At 65.7% G+C, this 25,276-nt stretch carries 25 protein-coding genes; 4 read left to right on the forward strand and 21 right to left on the reverse strand.

Annotation, left to right across the window (positions count from 1 at the left end; translation table 11 throughout):
• Positions 1–37 precede the first annotated feature (37 nt).
• The 6 genes from DV733_RS03090 to DV733_RS03115 form a co-directional block, all read right to left on the reverse strand.
• On the reverse strand, positions 38–1,462 hold the full coding sequence (locus DV733_RS03090; RefSeq protein ID WP_049993731.1) for an outer membrane protein assembly factor BamB family protein: 1,425 nt from the start codon (positions 1,460–1,462) through the stop codon (positions 38–40).
• 59 nt (positions 1,463–1,521) lie between these two features.
• Positions 1,522–2,409 carry an NAD-dependent epimerase/dehydratase family protein gene (locus tag DV733_RS03095; RefSeq protein WP_049993732.1) on the reverse strand — a complete coding sequence of 296 codons (888 nt, stop codon included), beginning with the start codon at positions 2,407–2,409 and terminating at the stop codon, positions 1,522–1,524.
• Positions 2,410–2,468: 59 nt separating this feature from the next.
• A complete protein-coding gene (gene ribB, locus DV733_RS03100; RefSeq protein ID WP_049993733.1) occupies positions 2,469–3,143 on the reverse strand; it encodes a 3,4-dihydroxy-2-butanone-4-phosphate synthase in 675 nt (224 codons plus the stop codon).
• A complete protein-coding gene (locus DV733_RS03105; protein ID WP_049993734.1) occupies positions 3,130–3,825 on the reverse strand; it encodes a DUF120 domain-containing protein in 696 nt (231 codons plus the stop codon). Before DV733_RS03105 ends, ribB begins: the two co-directional genes overlap by 14 nt.
• Positions 3,826–3,925: 100 nt before the next feature.
• On the reverse strand, positions 3,926–4,909 hold the full coding sequence (gene twy1, locus DV733_RS03110; RefSeq protein WP_049993735.1) for a 4-demethylwyosine synthase TYW1: 984 nt from the start codon (positions 4,907–4,909) through the stop codon (positions 3,926–3,928).
• Positions 4,910–4,983: 74 nt separating this feature from the next.
• Positions 4,984–5,943: a hypothetical protein gene (locus DV733_RS03115; RefSeq protein ID WP_049993736.1), complete on the reverse strand. Its 960-nt coding sequence runs from the start codon at positions 5,941–5,943 to the stop codon at positions 4,984–4,986.
• 224 nt (positions 5,944–6,167) lie between these two features.
• On the opposite strand from DV733_RS03115, the gene DV733_RS03120 reads away from it, so the two are divergent.
• The 3 genes from DV733_RS03120 to argS are packed head-to-tail and all read left to right on the forward strand — an operon-like array spanning position 6,168 to position 9,338.
• The gene (locus DV733_RS03120) at positions 6,168–6,623 is read left to right on the forward strand and encodes an HTH domain-containing protein (RefSeq protein WP_136342270.1); all 456 of its coding nucleotides are present in this window, start codon (positions 6,168–6,170) and stop codon (positions 6,621–6,623) included.
• A gap of 39 nt (positions 6,624–6,662) precedes the next feature.
• Entirely contained in the window at positions 6,663–7,538 is an 876-nt protein-coding gene (locus tag DV733_RS03125; RefSeq protein WP_049993738.1) for an RAD55 family ATPase, read from the forward strand.
• A 45-nt stretch (positions 7,539–7,583) separates the two neighbouring features.
• Positions 7,584–9,338, forward strand: a complete 1,755-nt coding sequence (gene argS / locus DV733_RS03130; protein WP_049993739.1) for an arginine--tRNA ligase — start codon at positions 7,584–7,586, stop codon at positions 9,336–9,338.
• A gap of 18 nt (positions 9,339–9,356) precedes the next feature.
• Here the strand turns inward: argS and DV733_RS03135 are convergent, their stop codons facing one another.
• The 15 genes from DV733_RS03135 to pyrH form a co-directional block, all read right to left on the reverse strand.
• The gene (locus tag DV733_RS03135; protein WP_049993740.1) at positions 9,357–9,764 is read right to left on the reverse strand and encodes a hypothetical protein; all 408 of its coding nucleotides are present in this window, start codon (positions 9,762–9,764) and stop codon (positions 9,357–9,359) included.
• A gap of 48 nt (positions 9,765–9,812) precedes the next feature.
• Positions 9,813–10,202, reverse strand: a complete 390-nt coding sequence (locus tag DV733_RS03140) for a VanZ family protein (protein ID WP_079979414.1) — start codon at positions 10,200–10,202, stop codon at positions 9,813–9,815.
• Positions 10,199–11,158 (reverse strand): phosphotransferase family protein, encoded by a 960-nt coding sequence (locus tag DV733_RS03145; RefSeq protein ID WP_049993742.1) that lies wholly within the window; start codon positions 11,156–11,158, stop codon positions 10,199–10,201. The genes DV733_RS03140 and DV733_RS03145 overlap by 4 nt, the downstream gene beginning before the upstream one ends.
• A 70-nt stretch (positions 11,159–11,228) precedes the next feature.
• Positions 11,229–11,606, reverse strand: coding sequence for a DUF5518 domain-containing protein (locus tag DV733_RS03150; RefSeq protein ID WP_049993743.1), 378 nt, complete (start codon positions 11,604–11,606; stop codon positions 11,229–11,231).
• Positions 11,607–11,668: 62 nt separating this feature from the next.
• Positions 11,669–13,417: an archaeosine synthase subunit alpha gene (gene arcS, locus DV733_RS03155; protein WP_049993744.1), complete on the reverse strand. Its 1,749-nt coding sequence runs from the start codon at positions 13,415–13,417 to the stop codon at positions 11,669–11,671.
• Complete coding sequence (gene tgtA, locus DV733_RS03160; RefSeq protein WP_049993745.1) at positions 13,414–14,913, reverse strand: tRNA guanosine(15) transglycosylase TgtA; 1,500 nt, start codon at positions 14,911–14,913, stop codon at positions 13,414–13,416. Before tgtA ends, arcS begins: the two co-directional genes overlap by 4 nt.
• A 51-nt stretch (positions 14,914–14,964) precedes the next feature.
• Positions 14,965–15,645: a phosphoglycolate phosphatase gene (locus DV733_RS03165; RefSeq protein ID WP_049993746.1), complete on the reverse strand. Its 681-nt coding sequence runs from the start codon at positions 15,643–15,645 to the stop codon at positions 14,965–14,967.
• A gap of 37 nt (positions 15,646–15,682) precedes the next feature.
• On the reverse strand, positions 15,683–16,519 hold the full coding sequence (locus tag DV733_RS03170) for an ABC transporter permease (protein ID WP_049993747.1): 837 nt from the start codon (positions 16,517–16,519) through the stop codon (positions 15,683–15,685).
• Entirely contained in the window at positions 16,519–17,424 is a 906-nt protein-coding gene (locus DV733_RS03175) for an ABC transporter ATP-binding protein (RefSeq protein WP_049993748.1), read from the reverse strand. The genes DV733_RS03170 and DV733_RS03175 overlap by 1 nt, the downstream gene beginning before the upstream one ends.
• Positions 17,425–17,466: 42 nt before the next feature.
• Positions 17,467–18,303: an ABC transporter permease subunit gene (locus DV733_RS03180; RefSeq protein WP_049993749.1), complete on the reverse strand. Its 837-nt coding sequence runs from the start codon at positions 18,301–18,303 to the stop codon at positions 17,467–17,469.
• Positions 18,300–19,217 carry an ABC transporter ATP-binding protein gene (locus DV733_RS03185; protein ID WP_049994313.1) on the reverse strand — a complete coding sequence of 306 codons (918 nt, stop codon included), beginning with the start codon at positions 19,215–19,217 and terminating at the stop codon, positions 18,300–18,302. The genes DV733_RS03180 and DV733_RS03185 overlap by 4 nt, the downstream gene beginning before the upstream one ends.
• 65 nt (positions 19,218–19,282) lie before the next feature.
• On the reverse strand, positions 19,283–20,356 hold the full coding sequence (locus tag DV733_RS03190) for an SDR family oxidoreductase (RefSeq protein WP_049994314.1): 1,074 nt from the start codon (positions 20,354–20,356) through the stop codon (positions 19,283–19,285).
• Positions 20,353–21,894: a succinic semialdehyde dehydrogenase gene (locus DV733_RS03195; RefSeq protein ID WP_049993750.1), complete on the reverse strand. Its 1,542-nt coding sequence runs from the start codon at positions 21,892–21,894 to the stop codon at positions 20,353–20,355. The genes DV733_RS03190 and DV733_RS03195 overlap by 4 nt, the downstream gene beginning before the upstream one ends.
• A 64-nt stretch (positions 21,895–21,958) precedes the next feature.
• Positions 21,959–23,626, reverse strand: coding sequence for a lysine--tRNA ligase (gene lysS, locus DV733_RS03200; RefSeq protein ID WP_049993751.1), 1,668 nt, complete (start codon positions 23,624–23,626; stop codon positions 21,959–21,961).
• Position 23,627: 1 nt separating this feature from the next.
• A complete protein-coding gene (gene pyrH / locus DV733_RS03205; RefSeq protein WP_049993752.1) occupies positions 23,628–24,326 on the reverse strand; it encodes a UMP kinase in 699 nt (232 codons plus the stop codon).
• Between the two features lie 98 nt (positions 24,327–24,424).
• On the opposite strand from pyrH, the gene DV733_RS03210 reads away from it, so the two are divergent.
• Positions 24,425–25,249 (forward strand): molybdopterin synthase, encoded by an 825-nt coding sequence (locus tag DV733_RS03210; RefSeq protein WP_049993753.1) that lies wholly within the window; start codon positions 24,425–24,427, stop codon positions 25,247–25,249.
• Positions 25,250–25,276 lie beyond the last annotated feature (27 nt).

Here is a 25,276-nt window from a genome sequence, read left to right on the forward strand (position 1 = left end):
AAGAACGTTCACGGTCCCGGGTGAGCGAGTGGCAGGGTCAGGATAGATCGAACGCGAATACCGACCCATCACGAGCGGTGGCGTACGCTCGATTACCGGTGACGATCGGTTCGTGAAGGAACCGATCGCTCTCGAAGCGCCAGCGTTCAGCCCCATCTGAGCCATACGAGAGCAAGACAGATCGCTCCTCGCTCGACTCGAACACCAGTGGCCCATCGGCGGTCGCGATTGGGGCGGCCAGATCAGGGACCGACTGTCGCCAGCGCTCGCTCCCGTCGGCCGGATCGAGCGCGTACAGGGTCGCGGTGTCGTCGGTGACGTAGACCGATTCGCCGACGATCGGACCGGCGTTGTTCGTCGCCTCCATCCCGAAACGCCAGCGTTCGCTGCCCGTATCGTCGAGTGCGAACACCGTCCCGCCGTACTCCGTACAGACGATCGAATAGTCCGCGTCGGCTGGCGTCGGCAAGGCTGCGACTGCGGTCGGGACGAAGTTGTCGGTCCACGGCGGATCGTAGCGCCACTGCTCGGCCCCGGTCGCGACCGAGCGGGCGATGATGGCCCCCTCGTCGTCGAGTTCCGGCGGTGTGACGAAACAGTGACCGCCAGCGACGAGCGGCGGTTCGTTCGGTGCTCGAAGCCCCCGGCCCTCCCGTTGCCAGTGTCGATCCCCGGTCGCGGGATCGTATGCGGCCATCGCTTGCACCCCGGCTCGATAGAGCAATCGTCCATCGACGAGTTGTGCGCCCATCGCATCGCCGGCCTCGGATTCCCACTCGATAGAACCGTCGGGAGCGAGTGCGTACAGCGTCCGGCCGCTGGAGCGGGGCGCGTCGGTACTGTCGCCTGCGAACACTGTCCCGTCCCGCCCTGCGACGAAGTGAGGCGTGAAGAGGTCAGTTCGTTCCCACTGCCGAGTTCCGCCCTGGTCGAACGCGACGACTCGGGGCCGATCACGGTATGAATTACTCGCCGTGGTGAGGTGGACGCGTCCGTCGTGTACGAACGGCGGATTCGCGACGGGTGCTCTGGTGACCGACCGCCACGCGACGGTGCCGTCCGTGCTTTCGAACGCCACGACACCGCCGAACGGATCGGGGTCATCAGAACCAACGGGTGCGAACGATGGGGGGCCTGCCCCGACGTAGACCCGGCCGGTTCGCGGATCGTGAGCCGGCGGATGTTGAACGGGTTCGGAAAGTTGCATCGACCAGCGGAGACGTGGGTGTCGAGCGGTGCGCCGCTGGACGTCGATCTCCTCATCGGGCAACGGGCGTGGTGTGTCCGTTGGTTCGGGTGTCTCCTGGGGCGTGGAACGGGCTGTCGGTCGCCGGGTCGTCGGTGTCGGCGTCTCTGACAGCCTTGTGGTTCGATCGGAGGTGGGCGGCGACTCTCGTTCCCCGGTCGAACAGCCAGCGAGAACACCTGCAAGCGCGAGGAGATACGATCGTCGGCTCGACATGAGTCGATACTGGACAGACGATCGGTAAAAATCCAACGGGAAACAGTAGAAATGAATAGCTACAGCTCCCGCCAGGAGTTCCGAGGCTCCCACCCCAGCACCTCCTCTGCCCGCTGCGTGTCGATCAGCGCCTCGTGGCCCCCGAAGTCCGTCCGCACCTCGGCCCCGGGATAGCGTCGCTCGATCACCTCGCTCGTCGGCGTCTCACAGGAGGTATTCGGCGCAGAGAGGAAGATCGGTTCGTGGCCCTCGAAGTCGGCCTCGGCGGCCAGCCGGACCGCGCGGGCGGCGTCGTCGATATCGAGATACGAAAAGAGCGTGTTGTGGTCGGCGTGCATCCGGCCCGCGGCCTCGATCCCCTGCAGTCGGCGGTCGGCCTGGACGAACGTCTCCCACTGCTCCTCCCGGGAGGTCACCCACGGGAACCGCAACGAGGTGACCGTCCGCGGCGACCGATCCCGACGGCCGAAGCCAGCAGCGACCGTCTCCAGAGTCTGCTTGCCCATTCCGTAGGGGTTCGAGGGCGTCAGATCGATCGACTCGTCGATCGGCAGAAACGCGGGTGCCAGCGGCTCGGATTCGAAACCTGCGCCCATCGCGCTGAGACTCGACGCCAGCACCACTGACTCGACGCCGAGCGCCTGGACAGCTTCGAGTACGTAGTAGGAACTCATCGCGTTGCTCTCGAAGACCGCGTGTTCGGGATGGTGATCCGGCGTCGGGAGCATCCCCAGGTGGACCACAGCGTCGGGTTCGGCGGCGGAGAGTGAGCCGTAGACCTCTCCTGGGTCGGTGAGATCCGTGGTTCGATAGGCGTCTTCGGGCCCGCCCGAAGGTTTGCCGCGGTTGCAGTTCACAGTCTGGAAACCGTGGTCGTTCAGTTCGGCGAGGGTGGCCTTCCCGATCGTACCGCTGCCGCCGGTGACGACGACGGTGTCGATAGCCATAGCGACGAATGCCGACCCGGAGAAATGAGAGTGACGGCCCGAATCAGCTCGGGACCCGCTCAACCAAGCTGCTCGACCAGATCCCGGCCCTCGACGTAGACGAGATCGTGTTCGGCCGCGTATTCGCGGGCGTCGGCGGGCGAGCGCGCGAGGCCGGTCTCGTCGTCGAGCATCTCACAGACGACGACCGCCGACGGCAAGCCAGCAGCCTCGGCGAGCGCGATCCCGAGTTCGGTGTGCCCTTTCCGGTCGGCGAGCAATCCGGGCGCGGCCCGGAGCAAGTGGACGTGGCCGGGCGAGCGGAACGACCCCGCAAAGTCGAAGTCGGCGGGATCGGCCGCGGCGTCGGCGAGTGCGGTGATCGTCAGCGCGCGGTCCTCGTCGGTGATTCCAGTGTACGTATCGCGGTGGTTGACCGTCAGCGAGAACGACGAGCGCTCGTCGTAGCCGAGTTCGTGATCCGCCGCGGTCGGATGGTCGAGCAGCTCCTGGGCGAAGGGCAGATCGAAGGTCGCGGCTACGCTATCGGCGAGCGCGACACAGACCAATCCACCGGCGTCGTTTCGCATCCGGGCGACCGCCTCGGGTGTCACCGCGCCGGCGGGGTAGATCAGGTCAGTCTCGCCCTCTCGGTCGGCGGCGTCGTGGACGAGGACCGGCTGGCCCTCGCGGAACGCGGTGATCGCGTGGTCGATGCTCGCTGCGGCGGTGGGGAAATCGTCACTCGTGGACATGGATAGTGATGGTGTCGCCGTCGTCGGCGTCGAATTGCTCGCGGAGTTTGTCGGGCGCGATCACTTCGAGCTGGTCGTCGCCGTGATGGGTGCGCTCGGGTGCGATGACGTGGGCCTGGTCGTAGGTCCCGGCGTCGAACTCGACCGTCGCGGGGTAGCAGTAGGCCGGCCCGTAGGTTCGTTCCTCGTCCTCCCAGCCCTCGATGACGGTCGGATCGAGTGCATCCATCCGAGCACGCTCGCGGACGCTCTCGGCGTCGAGATCGACGTTCAGCGTCCCCGCAAACGGTTCGTAGCCCAGCTTTTCGGTGAACTGGCGCATATAGCCAGGCAGTGTGATGTAGTGGCCGCCCTCGTTCATCCCGCTCGTGAGCGCGCCCGTGAGCGTCACGCCGACCTGGGACTCGAAGATGCGCTGGTAGTGTGCGTACTCCCGCTGGAGCAGCGCCTCACCTTCGCTGGTGATCGAGACCCACTGGCCGTCGCTGACGATCTCGCGCTCGACCAGCCCCTCCTCGTCGAGACGCTGGAGACGCCGTGAGGCGGTCTGTGTCGAGGCGTCGAGTTTGCCAGCCAGTCCCGAACAGGAGACTTTCGACTCCCCGCCCAGCGCTCCGGCCAGTGCCAGCATCTTCAGCGTCCGGAGTTCGTCATATCCGACAGTCCGTCCCGACAGGTCCATACTCGAACTGGGGAATCGCCACTCATAAGCATACCGGAGATTGTACGCTTCTCAGAATTGGAATGGGAGATCGTGAGGGATTTCGGGGATAATTTCCGAATCAGTCGCCGTATTCCACGAGCGGGTCGTCGGCCCAGAAGTCGCTCTGCTTTTTGAGTTTCGGGACCCAGGTGTCGTTTTCAGTCGAGAGCATCGCGACGCGGGACTCGGGGACCTCCTTGATCTCGTCGTGGGCGGGGAGGAATCGCTGCATCTCCTCGGCGAATTCGACGACGTCGTCGTGGTCGAGCATCGAATTCCTGTCCAGTCGACCGCGGGAGTGGCCGATGTGCATGTAGGCTTTGAGTTCGACGAAGTCCGCGTTCGCGCGGTCGCACATCGCGGCGTACCACTCGGGGTGGTGGACGTTCTCGCCACCCACGAGAGTCGTCCGAATGACAGTCCGCGTGTCGTCCTTTGCAGCGAGGACGTCCAGCGTCTCGATCAGGCGTTCCCAGAGGTCCTCCTCGACAGGCTTGACCGTGTTCTCGAAGGTGCCTCGGTCGGGTGCGTCGACCGAGACGTATAGCTGGGTGGGATCACAGCGCTCGAGCACCTCGGGGTTGGTGCCGTTGCTGACGAGGAAGGTCGTGATGTCCCGCGCGTGAAACTCCTCGATGAGTTCGGGGAGATAGGGATAGAGCGTGGGTTCGCCGTCGAGACTGATGGCGACGTGGCGTGGTTCCATCGCCTGCTCGAAGACGTCGTCGGGGACGTTGTCGTTACCGCCGTAGCCCGACAGGAGTTTTCGCTGGAGGTCGATAGAGGCGTCGACGACGGCCTCGGGGTCGTCCCACTCGACATCGCCGAGTTCGTAGGCGTGGCCGGCGTGATCGCGCCAGCAGAAGACACAGCGCTCGTTACACTTGACGACGGGCGTCATCTGCATGCAGCGATGGCTCTCGATACCGTAGAAGACGTACTTGTAACATTTGCCCTCCCCCTGGAGGGCGTTGTCGGTCCAGCCGCAGGTCTGGGCCGCAGTGTGGTTGACACTGTGGTAGTCGGGGTCGTCGACCTGTTTCGGCCCGTCCGACTCGCTCATACGCCTCTCAAGAATGCCAACACGCAAAAACAGCAGGGTATCGGAACGGCGAACACGGACGTAGTGTCGAGTACCTACGACGACGCGTCGGACTCATCGACCCAGTCCGGTTGTGTGATCGTGACGGCGTCGTAGCCGACAGTCAGATCGCTGCCGTACGTCCCGCTCGGCGTTTCGAACAGGACAGTAATCGACTGAATCCGTCCATCAGCGGTGACGACCATCTCGCCATCGACCGACTGGATTCGATCCTGATCGAACTCGAGCTCCAGATTCTCGTTGCTGTTCAACGCGGTCTGGTTCAGTGAATCGCTCTCGTAGACGTAGGCGGTCTCTCCATCGACCGACGTGGTTCCAGTCTGGTCCCACTCGACGATTCCAGCGTACGCGATGCCACCGATGATCGTGAACGCAGCCAGGAAATTGACGCCGACACCGACGTTCCCGCCGCGCTCACCGTAGCGAATCTCGCCACTGGTGCTGTTCCGGTAGGCGACGTAGTCGGGCGTCGTGTAGAGCGCTAACTCCTCACCGGACGGTCTCGAGACTCGGAGAAACTCCGTATTGGTTCCTGAATCGTTTTGCAAGTGGAGGCCGATTTCCTGGGATCCGTTGTACAGCGTCAGGTCCAACTGGGTAGCGTTCGCGAAGGGGTCGGAAGCGTTGAGACCGGACACGACGCTCGATGGCTCCGGTTCCGAATCGTCCGTCCCGTCGCCCGGCTCCGGCGTGTCCTCCGGCGTCGGCGTGTCTTCCGGCGTCTCATCTGAATCGTCCGGCGTCGGTGTATCCTCTGGAGTCGGTGTATCCCCCGGTGTCGGCGTGTCGTCTGAATCGTCCTCGTCCGGCGTCTCATCTGAATCGTCCGGTGTCGGCGTGCCATCCGGCGTCGGCGTGGAATCCATCGCCGGGTCGTCCGTCGTCTGTCCGTCCATCGGCGACTCTGTCGGTGACGCAGTGCCGCCACCACCGCCCCCGCTACAGCCCGCGAGCAACACCATCACGACGGTCAGAATCGTGAGTGTCTTTCGCATGCAACGATATTTCAAAACACACTACAAATAGATGATGGAAAAGGTAACATTTCACTAGTCGATCTAGTCGGAAAAGCCGATAGTCGCTCCGGTGAGACGCGAACGCGGTCCGTGCTCGGGGCCGCGAGGACGACTGTCGAAGATTCGCCGGTCGGAGCAGTGGCGTTTCGGCACGCGAAGAAACGGAGAAAACGTTTTCAACCGAGTCTATGAACATCGATACTGTGAGTCCTGCGAACGAACAGGCGCGTGTGACACTCGACGTCTGCCTTCGCTCGGCAGTGGCAGGCGTCACCGAAGCGCGACAGGAGGAGGTGCTGGATCGCGTCCAACAGCTCAGTCGAACCGGGATCATCGACGAGGTGACTGTCCACTACTGGGGCGGCCGCGTCGCGGCCCCGAACGACGGGACGCGCAACGACAGCGGCACGCCGGACATCGTCACGGAGTTGTACGACGTCACCGAAGACAGTGACATCACTCTGGAGCCGTTCTTCCGCGAGAAGGCGGGGGACCGCGAAAATCGGACGGTGCTCTTTTTGCCCGTCGTCTGCCTGGTGGTCCGTCGCGACGAGGAGATCGCAGCCGTCTATCCCTCGACCGACGGAGACGAACACCGGACCCTGCAGGACGGACTGGCAGCGCTCGCCGAGGACGAGACGTGGGCGAATCTGGCCTGACGCGAAGGCTTATCAAGACGGACCGAAATTACTGCCCCGATGCCGTACCATCCAGCACGGGCCAGGGAACTCAGCAACAGCATCGGACGGATTCCGTTCGGGTTTCCGACGCTCGATAGTCGGTTCGACGGACTGCCGGCCGGAACGGCGACGTTGCTCGTCGGCGCGCCCGACGCCGGGACCGACGCCTACGCTTTCACCCACGCCGCACAGCTGCTGTTGTTGAAACACGCCCCGCGGTACACGGACCGGAAGATCAACGACGCTGTCCGCCAACGCATCCCGAGTTCAGTCCACTACGTGACACTCAACCACCCGCCTGAACGCGTCCTCGACGGGATGGACGCGGTCTTGTCGGCCCGGCAGTTCAACATCCTCGCCGAGCACCTGGAGATTACGGACTTCTCGGACGACTTCTTCGATCTCGCGCCCGTTCCCGACCCACTTCGTCGAGCAGCCCACGAGAAAGAAGCCGAGGACCTCCCCGAGGAACCGGCGACCGAGGCGTCGTTCGAGCGACTCCTGAATCGTCTCGCCGAGCACCTCGAAGGCGTCGGCGACGACACGCTCATCTTCGTCGACTCGCTGACCGCCTTCGAGCGCGGTCGCCACTTCGGCGTCGAGTGGGGAGACGTGCTGGGCCTGCTCGAGGGACTGCGCCACGCCGCCTCCGAGTGGGGCGGCCTCGTGAACGTCCTCTATCACGCTCGTCCGGAGAAAGTCCGCAGCGACGAGACGATCAACACCGCGCTGGACGGCTGTCTGTACTTCTACGTCAACGACCGCGGGACAAACGCTCGAAAGACGATGCGGATCGGCGACTTCAACGGCGCGCTGAGTCGCCGCCACCAGGTCGTCTACGAGACCAAAGTCGGCGACACCGGCTTCGGCGTCTCCTCCAGTCGGAACGTCTGATCCCAACCCGTTACCCCTATACCCGCCGCTGGAAAACGACTGGATATGTTCATCTCCTTGCGCGCGGAGGTCGAAGACGCCCTCACGGCGGCGCTTGCGTCCCTCGACCTCCCGACCGACGACCTGGGTATCGAACGCCCGCCCGAGGACGTGCCCGCCGTCCTCGCGTCGAGTGCGTCCTATCGCCTCGCTGGCGAAGCCGGCGCACCGCCGCCGAAGATCGCTGCCGACATCGCCGCCGCGATCGATTCCGACGAGTACGACTTCGTCGGTGAGGTGACCACCCAGGGGCCGTACGTCAACTTCCTGGCGAGCGACCAGTACCTCGAAGCCACCGTCGAAGCCGCCCAGAGAGAGGACTTCGGTCACCTGCCCGACAAGGAGACCAGCGTCGTCGTCGAACACACCTCGGCCAATCCGACGGGGCCGGTCCACGTCGGCCGCGCCCGCAACCCGATCATCGGTGACGCGCTGGCGCGAGTCCTCGAGTACGCGGGCTACGACGTCGAGACCAACTACTACGTCAACGACGCCGGTCGCCAGATCGCCGTGTTCACGTGGGCCTACGAGACCTTCGACGACAGCGACCTGCCGGAACCCGAACGCGACTCACCCGAGTACGAGATGGTCCGGTACTACCGCAAGGGCAACAGCTACCTCGAAGACGCCGGCGAAGACGCCGGCGAACAGGCAGAAGCCGAGATCGCGGCGATCCTCCAGGGACTGGAAGACGGCGACGAAGAAACCTTCGAGCGCGTGAGCGAGGTCGTCGACACCGTCCTCGAAGGGATGACGGGCACGCTCGAACGCCTTCCTGCGACGTTCGACGAGTTCGTCAAGGAGACGCGGTTCATGCGCGACGGGAGCACCGACGACGTGGTCGCCCGACTGAAGGAACTCGACTGTGCCGTCTACGAGGAAGACGCCTGGCAACTCGACCTGCCGGACTTCGAGAAGAACCTCGTCTTCCTGCGCGCGGACGGAACGTCGCTCTACACCACGCGAGATCTGGCTCACCACGAGTGGAAGTTCGAGCACTTCGACCGTGCGGTGACAGTGCTCGGTGAGGATCACAAACTCCAGGCCGACCAGCTCTCCTCGACCCTGGAGTTGCTGGGCCACGACACCGACCAGCTCGAACAGGTCTTCTACTCGTGGGTCAACCTCCCGGAGGGCGGGATGAGCACCCGAAAGGGGACCGGTGTCGATCTGGACGACCTGCTCGACGAGGCCATCGACCGCGCCCGCCAGGAGGTCGAGGACCGCCTGGACGACCGCCTGCGTGGGGACGACCTGAGCGACGAAGACGTCGAGCGCATCGCCCACCAGGTCGGAATCGGCGCGGTGCGGTACGACATCGTCTCCAAACAGCCCACCAAGGGGATCACCTTCGAGTGGGAGCGCGCGCTGGACTTCGAGGCCCAGTCCGCGCCGTACGTCCAGTACGTCCACGCGCGGTGCTGTGGAATTCTGGACGAAGGTGTATCGGCTGGCCACGAGGTCCCAGACCGGGTCGACGCCGACGCGCTCGACGCCGAGGAGAGCGCCGCGTTGATCCGCGAGATCGCCCGGTTCGAAGAGGTCGTCGAGCGCGCCGCCGACGAACATCGCCCGCACGTCGTCGCGACGTACACCCGCGACATCGCCGAGACGTTCAACACCTTCTACCGGGAGTGTCCCGTTCTCACTGCCGACGATCCCGAGACGCGGGCGGCACGACTGGCAGTCGTGGCCGCTGCGAAGACCGCGGTCGCGAACGCGCTAGACGCGCTGGGCGTCGCCGCGCCCGAGTCGATGTGAGGGTGGCGATACGAGGAGTCACGCAGGTGGCAACCGGATCGCGCGCCGGCCGGCGTCCCAGACGAGCGTCACACCGATCGAACAGGCCGCCGCGGCGACCAGATCGACCGCTTCGAACGTCGCCACACCGGTGAGTGCCTGTCCGGCTTCGAGAAGACAGGCCAGCGAGAGCACGAAAATCGGGACGAAAAGTGGCGAAATCGTTCCGGAACTGCTGGCCGGCGAGATCGCGTACAGGAGTGTCAGCGTCAACACCCCGTAGGAGGCGCCTTCGACCCAGGTTCGTTCGTCCAGCAGTCCGAGCGGGCCAGGTCGAGTGACGGCCGACTCGGGCCGCCAGAACGCCGCGACGAGCACGAGCCCCAGGACGATGGCCACAATGAACCAGCGGACGACGCCCGGCACGTATGCCTCCTCGCTGGACATGTCACCAGATACCACGCCCAGCGACATAACGGTATCCCGGACGACAGGTCAGCGCAGGCGGACGACGAGGGACCAGCAGATCAGTGCGAAGACCACACCGACAGCGTTGGCCAGTGCGTCCGCGAGACTGCCCGTTCGGTAGGGAACCAGCAGTTGAACGCCTTCTAACAGGAGGCCGTAGCCGACGACAGCCACCGGCGTTGCCCGGATGGGAAGCGGTGGATCCGAGTCACCGGCAATCGCAGCGAGGGCAGTTACTTCCAGGGCGGCATACCCGATCGCGTGTAACCAGAGATCGAGCCGGATCCCGAACGGCCCAGTGCGAGCCACGGTATCGCCAGTCGGAAGGACCGCCGCCACCAGCAGGGCCGCCGCCACAGCACCGACCAGCAGCCAGCGCGGGCCGATCGGCCGATAGCGTTGTCGGACCATACTCATCGAATAGTCGCCAGCAACCGAGACATCTCCGCGTCGATCCATGCGGCCAGTTCGTCACGGGGTTCGTCGTGGAACTCGGCGATCCGTTCGACGTGCCCGGAGATTCCCAGATGGTTGACGGCCTCGTAGACCGGCAGCCGGTCGTCGAATCCCTCCGGAAGGCCTCCGGCCTGCTCGCGGTAGCCGTCGTAAAAGGCGGTCACGAGTCTCTCGGGACCGGACGATCTGAGCGAGTCGAAGTGCTGGTCGCGCGTGTACTGGAGGTCGCGAACGGGGTCGCCGACGTGGGCGATCTCCCAGTCCAGAAAGCCGATCCGCTCGTCCGCCCGGAAGCAGTTCGGGACGGCCGTGTCGCCGTGCAACAGCGCCGCCGGGGCCGAATCCAGTAGATCACGGGCGTCCTCGACGGCCGCGATGACGTCGTCGAAGTGGTGATCGAACTGGTCGTCCGGCGTGATCTCGCGGAGGTCCTCGATCGTGTCCACGAGGACGTCCGTCCACGGCCCGGCGTCGAGTTCGAGTCCGGCGGCCCCGCCGCCGACGACGTGTCCGTGCCGGTCGAAGCGCTGGTCGTGCACTCGTGCAAGACTCTCGCCGACCTCCCGGGCGAACTGTTCCCGCTGGGCCTCCCCCGCGTCGTCCCACCGGGAGAGAAAGTCCGCGGCCGGCACGGGAGCGGTCGCCAGATACGGGATCTCGTGCTCGGGGTCACTTGCCAGCACCGTCGGGACCGGAATCCGGTAGTTGGCCCCGACGTACGGGATCACCGCGCTCTCTCGGACGACGCCGGACGGATCGCCGTCGACGGCGAGCTTCAGATAGATCGTCTCGCCGTCGGCGAACGTGACCTGGACCGTCCGGTTCTGCTCGTTCCAGGACGGCCCCGGCGGCGACGTCTCGGCGACCTCGCGGTCCGGAAAGGCCTCGTCGAGGACGCTCGCAAGCCGACTGTCCATACAGGGTGCGCGACCGACGGATGGAAGGCTCTTGTGGTGAACCTGGGACAGCGGCGGTTCGACGCGCCAGTCACCTGTCGTCGTTCGGCGAGACCAGCGCGCCGACCAGTCCGCCGAGCGCGCTGTCGATCGCGAAGACGAACGCGATCACGATCCCGACGACGAAGACGCCGAGCCCGCCGAGGAGACCCCCGACGGGGCCCACAGTGACGCCGCCGATGAGGCCGGCGATCGGGACGATCAACACGACGATGACGAGCCCGTCGAGCGCCCCCGCGAGGAGTCCGTGCCACGCACCGCTGCGGAAGCCACCGCCGGCGAGATAGCCGGCGACGAAACCCGCGATGAGTCCCGCGCCGACGTGTCCGACGACCGGGATCACGAACGCGAGCAGACCTGCGACGATCCCGACCACGAATCCCCACAGCACTGCAGACCAATCAGTCATACCTGTCGAGAGGAATCCCAGACTGAAAAGGCGTTTCCGGCGGTGCTGACAGGTCGAGCGGTCTACTTCTCCTCGGTGTGGCGGACTTCGCTGGCGATCCCGCGCGTGCTCTCGGCCATCTCCGGGCCGGACATCTCCGCGCGGCCGATCGAGAGGGCTCTGGGCCCCTCGAAGACGACCTCGTCGCCGGGTCGGATGTCGTCGTCAGCGTCGACGATGCCCGGCGCGAGGACGCTTCCCTGCGGGACGAACGCGTCGATCTCGGCGGTCTTGGTCGGGAGGTCGCTATCGAGCCAGCGTTTCGCACCCGCGATGGTCAGCGACAGCGTCCCGTAGTTGGGGACGAGCGCCGCCAGTTGCTCGCCGTCGCTGTCGTGGGCCCGGAGTTTGGGATAGCGACTCTCTATCTGGAGATCGTGGAACAGTGCCTCTCCAGCGCCTTCGCCGAACTGGTAGTCCGCGATCGCTTTGATGGTGTTGTGCTGGCGCTCGCGTTTCTGATACCGTTGCTCGCCCGCGAGCGTGCTGGAGAGATTCGCCAGCGATTCGGTGTCGGTGGGATGGTCGACCACAGTGTACTCGAAGTCGATTCCTAAACTGCGCTCGACGCGCTCGACGATCGGCTGGTAGTCCTCGGGGAGATGGGCGATGTACCGCGGGTACTCGTTGCGTTCGAGATAGGCTTCGAGCACGTCCGCGACGAACTCGATCTCGGTGGCGGTCCAGCGGCCCGTCACGACCGAGTCGTAGTGCTGGGCGGGGTAGGTGAGTTCGAGTTCCTGCGGGACGACGCCGATGGGAGAGGTCATCGAGACGGTGTGGCCGCGGAACTGGATCGAATCGTGAAACTGACCGTGGCTGTTGGACTCGCTGTAGGGCTTGCGAGCCGAGCACGGAACCAGAACGAGGGGGTTGTCGAAGCGGTTGGTGTAGCGGCCAGTCACGCGCTCGGCGAAGCGCTGAATCTCGACGCGTCGGAGGGTGTCGTCGCTGGCGGCCGTGAGTTCGGCCCCGCGGACGATCGGCGTCCGTTCTTCGAGATAGCCGTACTGCTGGTCGAGTCGACGGAAGGTGGCAGTGAGCCACTGCTCGTGGCGGGCCTGGCCCTCGATGTAGTCACGCAGGCGGCCGGCGCGAATCCGCTCGCGGACGCGGGCGAGTTCCGCGCGGAGGGCGTTGACGTTGTGCTCGACGCAGTCGGCGCGCTCGACCGTCTCGGCCGGTTGCTGGCAGGCCGGACAGGCACACGGAAGCTCTTCCAGATCCTCCAGAAAGACCTCGCCGTCGCTGGTGAGGTACTTGCCCTGGGTGCCCTTGATGACGGCGCGGTCGGTGTCGACGAGGTCGACGCCGGCGTAGACGAGCGTCGCGACGTTGGCGGGCGTGGCGATTCCGGGGAGATAGAGTGCGCTGTCAGCCGGGATCGACTCGCGAACGTCGATCATCGTCTCGACGAGGGCCGCGGCGTGGCCGGCGATCCCCTGTGCCCCTGACAGGACGTAGGCGTCCGCGCCGAAGTTCTCGACTGTGTCCGGCGAGACGACGACGGCGTTGGGGTAGTCGACCTCGGGGTAGTCGGGGGCGAAGGCGTCGGCGACTTCTTCGGGGGTACCGCTGGGGAGGCCGCGATGGGGCAGGATCGTCAACTCGTTCTCGTCGCCCTCGGGCAGCTCGCGGGCCTCGGGCCACTCGCTGCCGGCGTCCACAGTAATATCGTCGGCCAGCGTCGGCGTCCGCACCGGATCGGCGAGACGGAGTTCACCCACTCGCGCGGCCCCGTCGCGGTGGTGGACTTCGAAGTAGTCGGTCATACCGATTCCTCCGTCTTCTCGGAGTAACTGTCCGTCGATTCGACCCGTATGTCGTCTGGCAGCGTCTCCAGCACGTCGTCGGGCCAATCCCACAACGCCACGGTGAACTCGGCATCGGGATTGACAGCGACCAGCCGCCGGATTCCCTCGGCGGCGGCCGCGTAGGCCTGCCGTTCGAATCGCTCTGGAACCTCCGCCGTCAGCGGATAGGCCTCCGAGAGCGCGGGCGGGTAGGGACCAAAGGGCGGCGTCACGGCCCATCGCTCGTCGAACTCGCGGTCGAGCGCCCCACGGTCGGTCGCGAGCAGGATCTCACCGTCGAGATCGAAGCGGTCGAGGCGTTCGTGGTGGCGAACGACTTCGGGCCGGCGCGAACTCTCGGTCGAGACGTGGAAGAACGCGTCCTTGCTCGCAGGGTCGCTCGCCTCCAGGCGGTCGACACCGTCGAGGAGGGTGCGATAGCCGTCGAGCATCGTCGGGTGGTTTCGCGCGCGCTGCTCGACGAGTTCGAACAGGCTTCCCTCTTTGATGGCCTGCTTGATCGTCCGCATCTCACCGAATGAGACGTGGAGGTTGTGCTCGGCCAGCAGGTCCTCGGCGGCCTGGTCGTCCATCTTCCGGAGTTCCGCGGGCGTGTAGTCGCTACAGATCGGGCAGTGACACGGGAAATATTCGAGGTCTTCGAGGTGTTCGGTCCCCCTGACTGTGAGATAGCGTTCATCCCGTGCATAGAGGGCGTAGGCCGCCGAGTCGAACAGGTCACATCCCATCGCGACCGCCAGCGCGAACATCATCGGGTGGCCCGCACCGAACAGGTGGACCGGGGCGTCCCCGCCGAGGCCGCGCTTGACCGAATCGACGATCTCGGCCACGTCGGCGTAGCGATAGCTGTTCAGGAGGGGCACGACCGCGCCGATCGGGAAGACGTCCAGAGAGGTACTGTAGGCGTGCTCGGCTGCCTCCCGTCGCAGATCAGTATACGTCGAGCCCTGGATGGGCGCGTTGACCAGCATCTCGCCCACGTCGACGCCTTCTGCGATTTCGAGTCGTTCTTGCGTCGTGTTGAGTTCGGATTCGGCCTGCTCGCGCTCGACGTCCGGCGGCGTCGGGATGTCGACGGGCGTGCCGATGTCGCTGCCGATGTCGTGCTGGAACTGGAGGATCTCGGGCGTGGTGACGTCGATCTCGCCGTACTCGGCCAACTGAAAGGAGCCAGAGTCGGTCATGATCGCTCCGTCGAACCCGAGCATGTCGTGCAACCCCTCTTCGAGGACGGTGTCGCGGAGGTCCCCGCTACCGTGGAGGATGTAGCTGTTGGTAATCATGATCTCCGCGCCGAACTCCGACTGGAGTCGGGACGGCTCGAGGGTCTGGACGTGCGGGTTGACGACCGGGAGGAGAGCGGGTGTCTCGACGGTCACGTCGGCCCGGGGGACCGTCAACTCGCCCAGTCGGCCGGCCCCGTCGTAGGTCCGCACTTCGAAGACGTCGCGCATTAGTCCTGCTTCGGGCGAGCGCGTCACTAAGGCTTGCGTTCCGTCGAGCGCCTACTCGCGGTACTCCTCGACTGCTTCGAGAAAGCCGTCGGCGTAACTCGCGTCGGTCACGCGGTCGGCCGCGGCCAGCGCGGCGTCGTCGGCGTTTCTGACCGCGATGGCCTCGCCGGCGATCGCGAACGTCGAAACGTCGTTCGCGGAGTCGCCGACCGCCAGGAAGTCCGCGGGATCGAAACCGAGTTCGCTCGCGGCGGTCCGCAGGGCGTTGCCCTTGCTCATTTCGGGGTCTTTGACGTGGTAGGCGTAGCCGGTGTCGACCACTTCGAGGCCGTGGTCGGCGGCGATATCTTCCAGCGGTTCGAGTGGCTGCTCGCGGGCGACGGCGACCTCGGTCTCGCGCCAGCGATTGACGAAGTCGGTCTCGCGCCAGCCCGGGCTGTGGCCTGCCGCGACGTACTCGTCGAGGACTGCCTGGGCGGCCTCGCGGTCGCCATCGTAGACGATTGCGTCGGTGTCGGCGATGGCGGTGACGCCGCCGTTCTCGGCGATCACTCTCGTCGGGATCCCGGCGAACTGACAGAGCGCGACCGGATACGGCAGCGATTTTCCGGTGGCGACGACCACAGGTGCGTCCCAATTCCGGAGGACAGGCAGGACGCGGGGGTCGACGGCCTGCTGGCCGTCGGTCAGCGTCCCGTCGACGTCGACGGCCAGCGGCGGCGTGTCGGTCATAGAATAGCGTCGGGGGTGGAGTGCTATCGGACTTGCGTTAGAGGTCCGCGCCACGGAGTTTGAGATAGCCCGCAGTCACGGGCAGGACGACCCACGCCAGCACGACGAGCGCCCCGAACCAGGGTTCGGTGTAGACTGGTTGTGACTCGGGGATCGAGTTTGCAAACGCCGACAGGGCAGGGGCGAGATCGGGGAACACGTCCACGCTCAGGTTTCTGAGGGCTGCAATCGGCTGGAGATGTCCCCAGGCTTTCGCCCAGGATGGCGTTGCACCGGTCGGACTCGAAAAGCCGTTGAGGACGTACCGCACGATTCCAGGAAGCTGTCCCCACAGGAACAGGACGACGATGAAGATTCCGAAGGAGCCTGCGGCCGCCCGTGCGGTGTTCTCCGACCCCGCCGAGAGGCCGACAGCGAGGCTGACGAAGACGCCCAGCAGCACGCTCGCGAGAACAATCGCGCCTAGTAGCGGCGCGACGCCGACGGGTGCGCCTCTGAGAAACGCCAGTCCGGCCGCAACGACCAGCGTGACGATTGACATGGTCGCGAGAAGTGCCCATCGTCCGAAGAACGAGCCGTATACGACGTCTCGCCGCGAGAACGGGAGGCTGAGCAACACCCGAAGCTCCCCGGAGCTACGCTTGCCGACGATCTGGTTCTGGGACAGCGCGACTGCCGCGAGCGTGCCGATGAACGTCAGACCCGCAAGCGAGCCGAACGCCACCGAAGCGCCGTCGGCCTGCTCTGGACTTCCCCCGACGATGTAGCCGATTGCCAGCCCCAGCAGCAGGAACAGCGCCCCAGCGACGTACAACTCGCGGTCTCTGGCAGCGTCTCTGAAGTCCTTCCGTGCGATCTGCAACAATCGATTCATCAGGCTCCACCTCCCGTGTAGGAGACGAACAGATCCTCCAGCGAGGCCTCGCTGGTCTCGACGTCCTCGACCGTTCCGGCCTCGTAGCAGCGGTGGACGACCGCGCCCTTCGCGGGGTTCTCACACCCTGCGACGAGCGTCCCGTCCGTGATCGAGACGCTATTGACGCCGTCGAGGCCCTCGATCGTCTCGATCAGCCCGTCCGGAACGGCATCCATCGTCACTCGGACCTGCCCGGTCGCGCCGGCGGCCTCTCGGAGGCCGTCAATGGTGTCGACGGCCGCGAGGTGGCCCTGATTGAGGATGCCTACGCGATCACAGACGGCCTCGACCTGTTCGAGGATGTGACTGGAGAAGAAGACCGTCGCGCCGCGGTCGGCCTCTTCCTGGACGATCTTGCGCATCGTCCGCGCGCCGTTGGGGTCCAGCCCGGTCGTGGGTTCGTCCAGGATGAGCAGTTCGGGATCGCCGGCCAGCGCCATCGCGAGCATGAGTCGCTGTTTCATCCCCTTGGAGTAGTCGACCGCTCGTCGATCCGCCGCGCCGGTGATCCCGACCCGTTCGAGCAGTGCGTCGGGGTCACCGCCTGCGCCCTTGGCTTCGAGCGCGAACTCAACGTGCGTGCGACCGGTCATCTGTCCGAGCGGCCCGTAGCCTTCGGGAAGGACGCCCGTGCGCTCGCGGATCGAGACGGACTGGTCCTGGGCGTCCATGCCGAAGACGCGCGCCGAGCCGGCCGTCGGTCGGACGTGATCGAGCAGGATATCGATCGTGGTTGACTTGCCCGCGCCGTTTGGCCCGAGAAAGCCGAACACTTCGCCGTCCTCGACCGTGAGGTCGAGGTTCTGGAGGGCTGTGACGCCACCGAACTGCTTGGTGACACCACTGACGTCTATCGCAGCCATAATTCCGCGTTCAAAGGGGCGTGTGAAAGGTATTGCCTTTCGTCAGAGGTCGGCCTTCGAGAAGCGCCAGTAGCCGAGAGCGGCGGGGACGACCAGCCAGAACAGGAGGACGACCGCGCCGAGCCACGGCGTCGCGTAGAAGGCGTCGATGTCGGCCGCGTTCCCGGAGGCACCCGGGACGAGGGCGTACAGGAACGTAGTGTACGCGCCACTGGGCGGGACCTGATTCACGACGAAGATCCAGTCGGGATACGCGGCCGTACTCTGGGGGAGACTGAACCCGTTCGAGGCCCAGACGATCCCGATAGAGACGATCCCCCAGAGGAACTCGAACAGGACGAAGAAGCCGATGGTCAACATCGACGCGCGAGTCGTCGACCCGGTGATCGCCGACAGCCCCACGATCACGCTGACGTACGCGAACGTGAAGACCAGCGAGACGACCAGGAGTGCGAGCAGTGCCTGGGCGGCGACCTCACCGAGCATCGCGCTGCCCACGACCGCACCGATCGCGAGCGCGACGACGACGGGAATCGCGAGGACGGCTCCGCGGCCGAGGACCTTCCCGAGGAGGACGTCCCGGCGAGTGTGCGGGAGCGACAGCAGGATCTTGAGCGAGCCGCTCTCGCGCTCGCCAGCGATCGACTTGTAGGCGATGACCAGCGCCGTGATCGAGACGAACAGCGTGATGTTGCTCGCCAGGAAGAACACCAGCCCCTCAGCAGTGACTTCCTCGGTCCCCAGCTGGTCGGCGCTGAACGACCCGTAGACGTACGCGATGACGACCGACAGCAGGATGAACACCACCGAAATCGCCCAGATCGCCCGCGAGCGAAGCGCGTCCGTGAAGTCCTTCTTGGCGACGGCGCTCCAGCTCATGCGTCCACCTCCTCGTCGGTGTAGGACAGGAACAGCTCTTCGAGGGAGGCTTCCTCCGTCTCGAAGTCGTTCACGGCCACACCGCGGTCTTCAAGCGTCGTGAGGACGCTCGTCTTCGATCCGTCGGCGACCGAGACGATCAGTTCGCCGTCGCGTTGCTGGACCTCCGAGACGCCCTCCAGCGCGCGGACAGCCTCGACGTCTTCGGGTTCGTACTCCCCGACACTGATCCGGAGTCGTGCCTCGGTCCCGGCGGCGTCACGAAGCCCCTCGACGGTGTCGACGGCGACCAGTTCGCCTTTGCGGAGGATGCCGACGCGGTCACAGACCGCTTCGACCTGACTCAGAATGTGACTCGAGAAGAAGACCGTCGTTCCGCGATCCGATTCCTCCTTGACGATCCGCCTGACGTCCTGAACACCCGAAGGGTCGAGTCCGGTCGAGGGTTCGTCCAGGATGAGCAGGTCGGGGTCGCCGACCAGCGCCATCCCCAGCGTGAGGCGCTGTTTCATCCCTTTAGAGTAGTCGCCGGCCTTTCGGTCGGCGGCGTCTTCGATCCCGACGCGTTCGAGAATCTCGTCGGCGTAGTCGTCGGCGTCCTTGGACTCGATCACGAACTCGACGTGCTGGCGACCCGTCAGACGGCTGTAGACCGTGTATCCCTCCGGGAGGACGCCGGTTCGGCGCCGAACCTCCTGGGTGTCGTCCTGGGCGTCCAGCCCGAGCACGCGGGCCGACCCCCCACTCGGCCGGACGAAGTCCAGCAGGATGTTGATCGTCGTCGACTTCCCGGCCCCGTTCGGCCCCAGAAATCCGAATATCTCACCATCTCGGACGTCGAGATCGATTCCCCGCAGCGCCGTCACGCCCCCGCTGTACTCCTTGGCGAGGCCGTCCAGCTCGATTGCTGCCATATCCGGTTCGTTTCGCGCGACCAGCATATAAAAAGCGGGCGACTTTCAGGGTCTGAAACTCGTGCTCACTGCATCGCGCCCGTCCGGAGGTCGGGATTCGCCCTGAGGTACGCCACCAGTGCGTCGACGTACGAGCCGAGCGGCGGACACTCGATACACGATCCAGCCAGATCCCGGCGCGTGTTCGGGCAGACGTACTGCGTCGGGTGCGAAAAGTACGGAACAGTGTCGGGATCGACGCCCGTCAGTGCCGCCGCGCCCGGAATCCACCGCAGCGACCCCTCGACGAGCCGCCGGGGCAGTGGGACTGTGTGGACCGTCCGCCCGGTCGCGTTCGCGAACAGGTCGACCGTCTCCGCGACCGTCGGCGGGTTCGGGTCACAGAGCTGGTAGACCTCACCTGCCGAGCCGTCGAGACCGCTCAGGTGCTCGATCGCGTCGACCACGAAGTCCCGCGGGACGAGGTTGACCTCGTACGTCTCGGCCCCGGCCATCCGCGGCAGGACCGCGTGGCGAGGCTGGCACAGTAGAAACCGAAGGATTCCGTAGGGACCGTCGTACTTCTCGGTCGCGCCCGTCTCGCTGTCGCCGACGACGATCGCCGGCCGGTAGATCGTCGCCTTCAGACTGTGCATCCGTTCCTTCACACGCTTCTCGGCCTCGAACTTCGTCGCCTCGTAGTGGTTGGTGAACGTCTGGCCGACGTCCAGATCGGCCTCGGAGAAGACGCCGTCGTACCGGCCGCTGACGTAGCAGGTGCTGACGTAGTGCAGGCGCGGCGTTTCGCAGCCTTCGACGAAATTCAGCACGTGTTCGGTGCCGTCGACGTTGACGGCCTCGGCCACCGCCCGGGAGACGCCGAGATCGTAGACGGCCGCGAGATGGAACGTCTCGACAGTACGGTCCTGGATCTCCCGGGCTGTGTCGGCGTCGAGGCCGAGATCCGGCTCGGTGATGTCGCCCACGTGGAGCGCGATCCGCTCGGGCCAGTCGTCGCCGGCAATCTGCTCGGCCCGCCGCTGGGCCTGCTCGCGATACCGGGCCTGGATCAGACAGTCGACTCGATCCGTGCGCTCAAGCAAGCGCTCGACCAGCGCCGAGCCGAGAAAGCCGGGAAACCCGGTCAGAAAGACGCTCACGGCCACCACCGCGAGAGTCTGTTCCAGGCTCGGAGCGTCGCGTTCATCGTGCGGGCCCACAGCCCGTTCGAGGCCCACGAGGGCTTCAGTGGGAGGCTGCGCTGGACGGCGACAGTCTGGCTGTCGGTGTACTTCTCGATACCCTGGCGGCCGTGTCGGCGACCGATCCCCGAGTCCTTGCGCCCGCCCATCGGCGCGTCGACGCTCACCCACGCGGTCCGATAGGTCCCGTTGACGCTGACAGTCCCACACTCGATCTGTCTGGCGAGTTGCTCGCCCCGCTCGCGGTCGCCGCTCCAGACAGTGGCGTTGAGTCCATAGGGGGTGTCGTTGGCCCGCTCGACGGCCGTCTCGGCGTCCGGGACGGATTCGAGTCGAACCACCGGCCCGAACGTCTCCTCGTCAGTGAGGTCGGCGTCAGTGGGCACGTCGGTCAGCACCGTCGGTTCGTAGACGAACGGCCCGACGTCGGGGCGGTGGCGACCCCCAGTCAGCAGCGACGCACCACGGTCGAGCGCGTCGTCGACGTGAGCCTGCACGCGCTCGAGCTGGTCGGCCGACTGCAACGACCCCACGTCGACGTCCCAGTCGGTCCCGACACCGAGTGTCAGCTGGCGGGTCTCCGCGACGAAAGCGTCCCGGAACGCCTCGAAATTCGCCTGTTCGACGTAGATGCGCTCGATCGAGACACAGAGTTGCCCCGCGTTGGCGAAACAGTCCTCGACGGCCTGGGCGGCCGCCGTCTCGGAATCTACGTCGGCCAGTACGAGCATGGGATTCTTCCCGCCGAGTTCTAACGAGGCCGGCGTCAGGTGTCGCCCGGCCGCCTCGGCGACGACCCGGCCCGTCTCCGTGCTCCCGGTAAAGCCGATCATATCGACAGCCTCGATCAGTGGCTCCCCGAGCGTCGAGCCAGTTCCTGTGACGACCTGGAAACAGTCTTCGGGGAGGCCCGCTTCGCGGAGGAGTCGCGCCGCAGCCAGGGCAGTATAGGGCGTCGACGCTGCGGGCTTGCAGACGACGGCGTTGCCCGCCAAGAGTGCGGGTAGCGCGTCCGAGAGCGCGAGTGTCAGCGGGTAGTTCCAGGGGACGATCAGCCCGACGACACCCTTCGGGTAGCGGTGTTCGACCGTCTTTGTCGCCAGCGGGACACCACCGCGGCGTCGCGTGGGGCTGAGCAGCGAGTCGGCCTCGCTGGCGTAGTAGCGGGCGTTGATCGCGACGTCGAACACCTCCTCGACGGCGTCGACTCTCGCTTTGCCCGTTTCTGCCTGCAAAACGTCCAGCAGCCACGACTGTTCGTCGAGGACGCGGTCCGCGACGTCCCGCAGGACGGCGACTCGCTCGTCCAGGGGTCGATCTGCCCACGCTCGCTGGGCGTCCCGAGCACGCTCGACGGCAGCAGTGACGTCTTCGGGCTGGCCGCGCGGGACGTGTCCCAGCCGCTCGCCAGTCGCAGGCGCGATCACCTCGCGCTGTTCACGCTCGGATTCGGTGGCGATCGCGGCACCCAGCGACTCTGTCTCGACCGTCGGCATATCCCATCCAACGTTACGGAGGCGTATAAACTATGGACGCGAGGATCGTTTCCAGCTCCGGGAGCTATCGTTTCTGTCGGAGGCGGCCGACGACGAACTCCCGATCGAGTTTCGCGAGGAACGGCCCGAGTTTCGGCCCCTCTTCGAGGTCGAAAAACAGGCGGTAGCCCGCGCTGAACAGGTCTGCGACCCCGACGTCGTGGTCCTCAGCGGCCTCGTAGATCGCTGCCTGAATCGTGTCGCCGTCACCACCCGACTCGACGACGGCGGCGACATCGTCGAGGGCTGCCGCGGTCGCGTCGTCGAAGTCGACCGCGGGAATCGACCCGCGTCTGAGTTCGTAGTTGAACTCGTTGTCGGTGCGTCGCGCCCAGTTGCGCGCTCGCTCGACTCTCGCGAGCGCTCCCTCGACAGCCCACTCGGGGGCGTCCTCGGGAATGTGCCCCTCGCGCCGGGCAATCTCTTCGCGGAGGTCGGGGTCGTCAGTCATCCCCAGCACCGCGGCGAAGGTGTACGGAATACGGATCCGATCTTCTCGAATCTCGTCGACGACCATGGGATAGGCTCGTTCGGCCAGTGCTGCCTCGCGCTCGGTGAGTTCGGCCTCGCGGTCGCTTCCCGAGTCCTGTTGGCCGAAGTAGACGCGCTCGAAGCGATCGAACTCGTCGACGAGCTGGTCGAGGTGCTCGATCGAGAAGTCCCGCGCCTTCGTCGGGTTCTTCACGAAGAAGTACCGCAACACTTCGACTTCGAGCAGCTCCAGCACTTCGTCGACAGTGACGATGTTACCCGACGACGACGAGAGCGCCTCGCCGTCGAGCGTGAACCACTCGTAGACCATCGGCACCGGAGGTTCGATCTCGAAGACGTTTCGCGCGATATCCTCACCGGAGGGCCAGGAGCCTTCGGCGTGGTCCTTGCCGAAGGGCTCGAAGTCCACACCGAGAATCTCCCACTGGGCGGGCCACTCGAAGCGCCACGGCAGTTTGCCCTCGCGGATCGAGACTGTTCCCTCGTGACCGCAACCCTCGATGGTGTCGTCGCCGGCCTCGACGTCCTCGCAGACGTACGAGACGGTGCCCGCGTCGAGATCCACACTCGTTATGCCCTCCGTGAGATTGCCACACTCCTCGCACTGGGCCTGGAAGGGGACGTAGGTCTCGTCGACCTTGTCTTGGTACTCGCTGAGTACCTCGCGTGCGCGACCCTGGTTCGCCAGCACGTGCTCGATGGCGTCGTCGAACTCCCCCGATTCGTAGAGGTCGGTGTTCGAGACGAACTCGATGGGAACCCCGAGGGCCTCGGCGCTGTCCTGCAGGATTGTCGTGAAGTGCGCTCCATAGGAGTCACAGCAGCCGAAGGGGTCGGGGATGTCGGTGTAGGGTTTGCCCAGATTCCGCCCGAGTGCACCGGCGTCGACCTCGCCCAGACCGACGATATTCCCGTCCAGATCCGCGAGTCGGCGTGGAATCTTCCGCAGGCGGTCTTTGTCGTCGCTCGTGAAGACCTGCCGGACCTCGTGACCGCGTTCGCGCAGCGCCTCGGCGACGAAGTACCCACGCATAATCTCGTTGACGTGGCCCAGGTGCGGGACGCCCGACGGCGAGACACCACCTTTGATCACGATCGGGTCCTCGGGATCACGCGCCTCGATCACGTCGGCGACGGCGTCGGCCCAGAACGCCTGCTCGCTGTCTCGCCCCACCTCGTAGGGGTCGATCGGTTCGCTCATCTCACACCCCGTCCGGGACGATCCGGGTCCCGTCGAACTCGCCGTCGAGCAGCGCACGCTCGACTGCGCTCGGATCTGTGCCGTCGAGCACGATGGCGTCGATGCCCGAGCGTTTGATCACCTTCGCCGCGAGCAGGTCGATCGGCGCGTTCGAGCCGGCCGAGCCGAGCGACTCGCCGCGGGCGATCAGGTCGACCAGTTCGCTCGCTTCGATCTCGTCGTAGCGTTCGGCGTCGGGGTCCTCGTTCGGGTCGGCGTCGAAGACGCCGGGGACCGATGTCGCGAAGACGAGTCGGTCGGCGTCGACGTATTCAGCGAGTGCGGCGGAGACGGCGTCGGTCGTCTGTGCCGGGACGACCCCGCCCATGACGACGACGCTGTCGCGGTGGAGTGCTTCGGCGGCCTGTTCGTAGTTCTCGGGGATCGAGGGGGCGGCCAGATCCTCGTCCAGCGCCGCGAGCAAGAGGCGCGCGTTCAGGCGCGTGGTGTCGATTCCGAGCTGGTCGAGCTCGCCCTCGTTCGCGCCGAGATCGCGGGCCGCGCCGATGTACTGTCGTGCGACCGGGCCGCCACCGACGACGATTCCCAGGTTCTGGCCAGCCTCGGCGAGCGATTCGACGACGTCGGCGAACTCCTCGACCCGGCCCGCATCGAGGTCGGGCACGAGCACGCTCCCGCCGATAGAGACGACTGTCTTCATTGGGTCGGGGTAGCCGCGAGCCACTCTTAAGAATTGTCAACCCTGTCGCGCACCCGCGAGGCCGAACTCTCAAGCCCTCTCCCGTCCTCTCCTCGGGTATGTACGTACTGGGTGCGGTCGGTCACTCCGACACGGGGAAGACGACCCTCGTCGAGCGACTGGCCGACCGTCTCGAATCACGGGGCCGCGTCGCGACGATCAAACACCTCCACGACTTCGACGTCGACACCGAGGGCAAAGACACCGCGCGCCATCGCGCGGCCGGCGCGGATCGAACCTACGGTCTCACCGACCGGGGCGAGTGGTTCGCCACAGGTGAGAATCGGACGCTTCGCGGGACGCTCGAAGATCTCGCGCCCGAGTTCGACTACACGCTCGTCGAAGGGTACAGCGACGCCGCGATTCCGCAGGTGGTCCTCGGCGGTCGCGAGCACGCTGGCGAGGCGATCGCGAACGCGCCGAACGCGGACGCGGTCGACATCGAGGCGGTCATCGAGGCATTGCACGATACCGACCCCTTCGAGACGCTCGACTCGCTCGTTCAGTCCGTCAAACGCGACCCCGTAGCAGCAGAGGCGGGTGCGATCGCGACTTTTACAGGGCAAGTGCGCGCAAAAGACCACCCCGAAGACGACCGGACCGAACATCTGGCCTTCGAGAAGTACGAGGGCGTCGCCGAGGATCGGCTGGAAGACATCGAAGCGGAACTCACTGGCAGAGACGGCGTGAAAGCCGTCCGACTCCACCACCGTACCGGCGTCATCGAGGCCGGCGAGGACATCGTCTTCGTCGTCGTGCTCGCGGGCCACCGCGAGGAAGCGTTCGAAACCGTCTCGGACGGCATCGACCGACTGAAAGACGAAGTCCCCATCTTCAAAAAGGAAGTCACCGTCGAAGACGCGTTCTGGGTCCACGAACGATGATATTCGCCCTCCACAGTCGCCACTTCG

The organism is Halapricum salinum, from assembly GCF_004799665.1.
Taxonomy (GTDB): Archaea; Halobacteriota; Halobacteria; order Halobacteriales; family Haloarculaceae; genus Halapricum; species Halapricum salinum.

Bases quoted from the DNA above. Each gene is read 5' to 3' on its own strand.
- DV733_RS03180 (WP_049993749.1), bottom strand. From the start codon at position 18,303: ATGAGCTGGAGCGCCGTCGCCAAGAAGGACTTCACGGACGCGCTTCGC.
- ribB (WP_049993733.1), bottom strand. From the start codon at position 3,143: ATGTCCACGAGTGACGATTTCCCCACCGCCGCAGCGAGCATCGACCAC.
- DV733_RS03210 (WP_049993753.1), top strand. From the start codon at position 24,425: ATGTACGTACTGGGTGCGGTCGGTCACTCCGACACGGGGAAGACGACC.
- lysS (WP_049993751.1), bottom strand. From the start codon at position 23,626: ATGAGCGAACCGATCGACCCCTACGAGGTGGGGCGAGACAGCGAGCAG.
- DV733_RS03095 (WP_049993732.1), bottom strand. From the start codon at position 2,409: ATGGCTATCGACACCGTCGTCGTCACCGGCGGCAGCGGTACGATCGGG.
- DV733_RS03185 (WP_049994313.1), bottom strand. From the start codon at position 19,217: ATGGCAGCAATCGAGCTGGACGGCCTCGCCAAGGAGTACAGCGGGGGC.
- twy1 (WP_049993735.1), bottom strand. From the start codon at position 4,909: ATGAGCGAGTCGGACGGGCCGAAACAGGTCGACGACCCCGACTACCAC.
- DV733_RS03135 (WP_049993740.1), bottom strand. From the start codon at position 9,764: ATGTCCAGCGAGGAGGCATACGTGCCGGGCGTCGTCCGCTGGTTCATT.
- pyrH (WP_049993752.1), bottom strand. From the start codon at position 24,326: ATGAAGACAGTCGTCTCTATCGGCGGGAGCGTGCTCGTGCCCGACCTC.
- DV733_RS03125 (WP_049993738.1), top strand. From the start codon at position 6,663: ATGCCGTACCATCCAGCACGGGCCAGGGAACTCAGCAACAGCATCGGA.
- DV733_RS03170 (WP_049993747.1), bottom strand. From the start codon at position 16,519: ATGAATCGATTGTTGCAGATCGCACGGAAGGACTTCAGAGACGCTGCC.
- argS (WP_049993739.1), top strand. From the start codon at position 7,584: ATGTTCATCTCCTTGCGCGCGGAGGTCGAAGACGCCCTCACGGCGGCG.
- DV733_RS03090 (WP_049993731.1), bottom strand. From the start codon at position 1,462: ATGTCGAGCCGACGATCGTATCTCCTCGCGCTTGCAGGTGTTCTCGCT.
- DV733_RS03165 (WP_049993746.1), bottom strand. From the start codon at position 15,645: ATGACCGACACGCCGCCGCTGGCCGTCGACGTCGACGGGACGCTGACC.
- arcS (WP_049993744.1), bottom strand. From the start codon at position 13,417: ATGACCGACTACTTCGAAGTCCACCACCGCGACGGGGCCGCGCGAGTG.
- DV733_RS03175 (WP_049993748.1), bottom strand. From the start codon at position 17,424: ATGGCTGCGATAGACGTCAGTGGTGTCACCAAGCAGTTCGGTGGCGTC.
- DV733_RS03145 (WP_049993742.1), bottom strand. From the start codon at position 11,158: ATGGACAGTCGGCTTGCGAGCGTCCTCGACGAGGCCTTTCCGGACCGC.
- DV733_RS03195 (WP_049993750.1), bottom strand. From the start codon at position 21,894: ATGCCGACGGTCGAGACAGAGTCGCTGGGTGCCGCGATCGCCACCGAA.
- tgtA (WP_049993745.1), bottom strand. From the start codon at position 14,913: ATGCGCGACGTCTTCGAAGTGCGGACCTACGACGGGGCCGGCCGACTG.
- DV733_RS03105 (WP_049993734.1), bottom strand. From the start codon at position 3,825: ATGGACCTGTCGGGACGGACTGTCGGATATGACGAACTCCGGACGCTG.
- DV733_RS03150 (WP_049993743.1), bottom strand. From the start codon at position 11,606: ATGACTGATTGGTCTGCAGTGCTGTGGGGATTCGTGGTCGGGATCGTC.
- DV733_RS03115 (WP_049993736.1), bottom strand. From the start codon at position 5,943: ATGCGAAAGACACTCACGATTCTGACCGTCGTGATGGTGTTGCTCGCG.
- DV733_RS03140 (WP_079979414.1), bottom strand. From the start codon at position 10,202: ATGAGTATGGTCCGACAACGCTATCGGCCGATCGGCCCGCGCTGGCTG.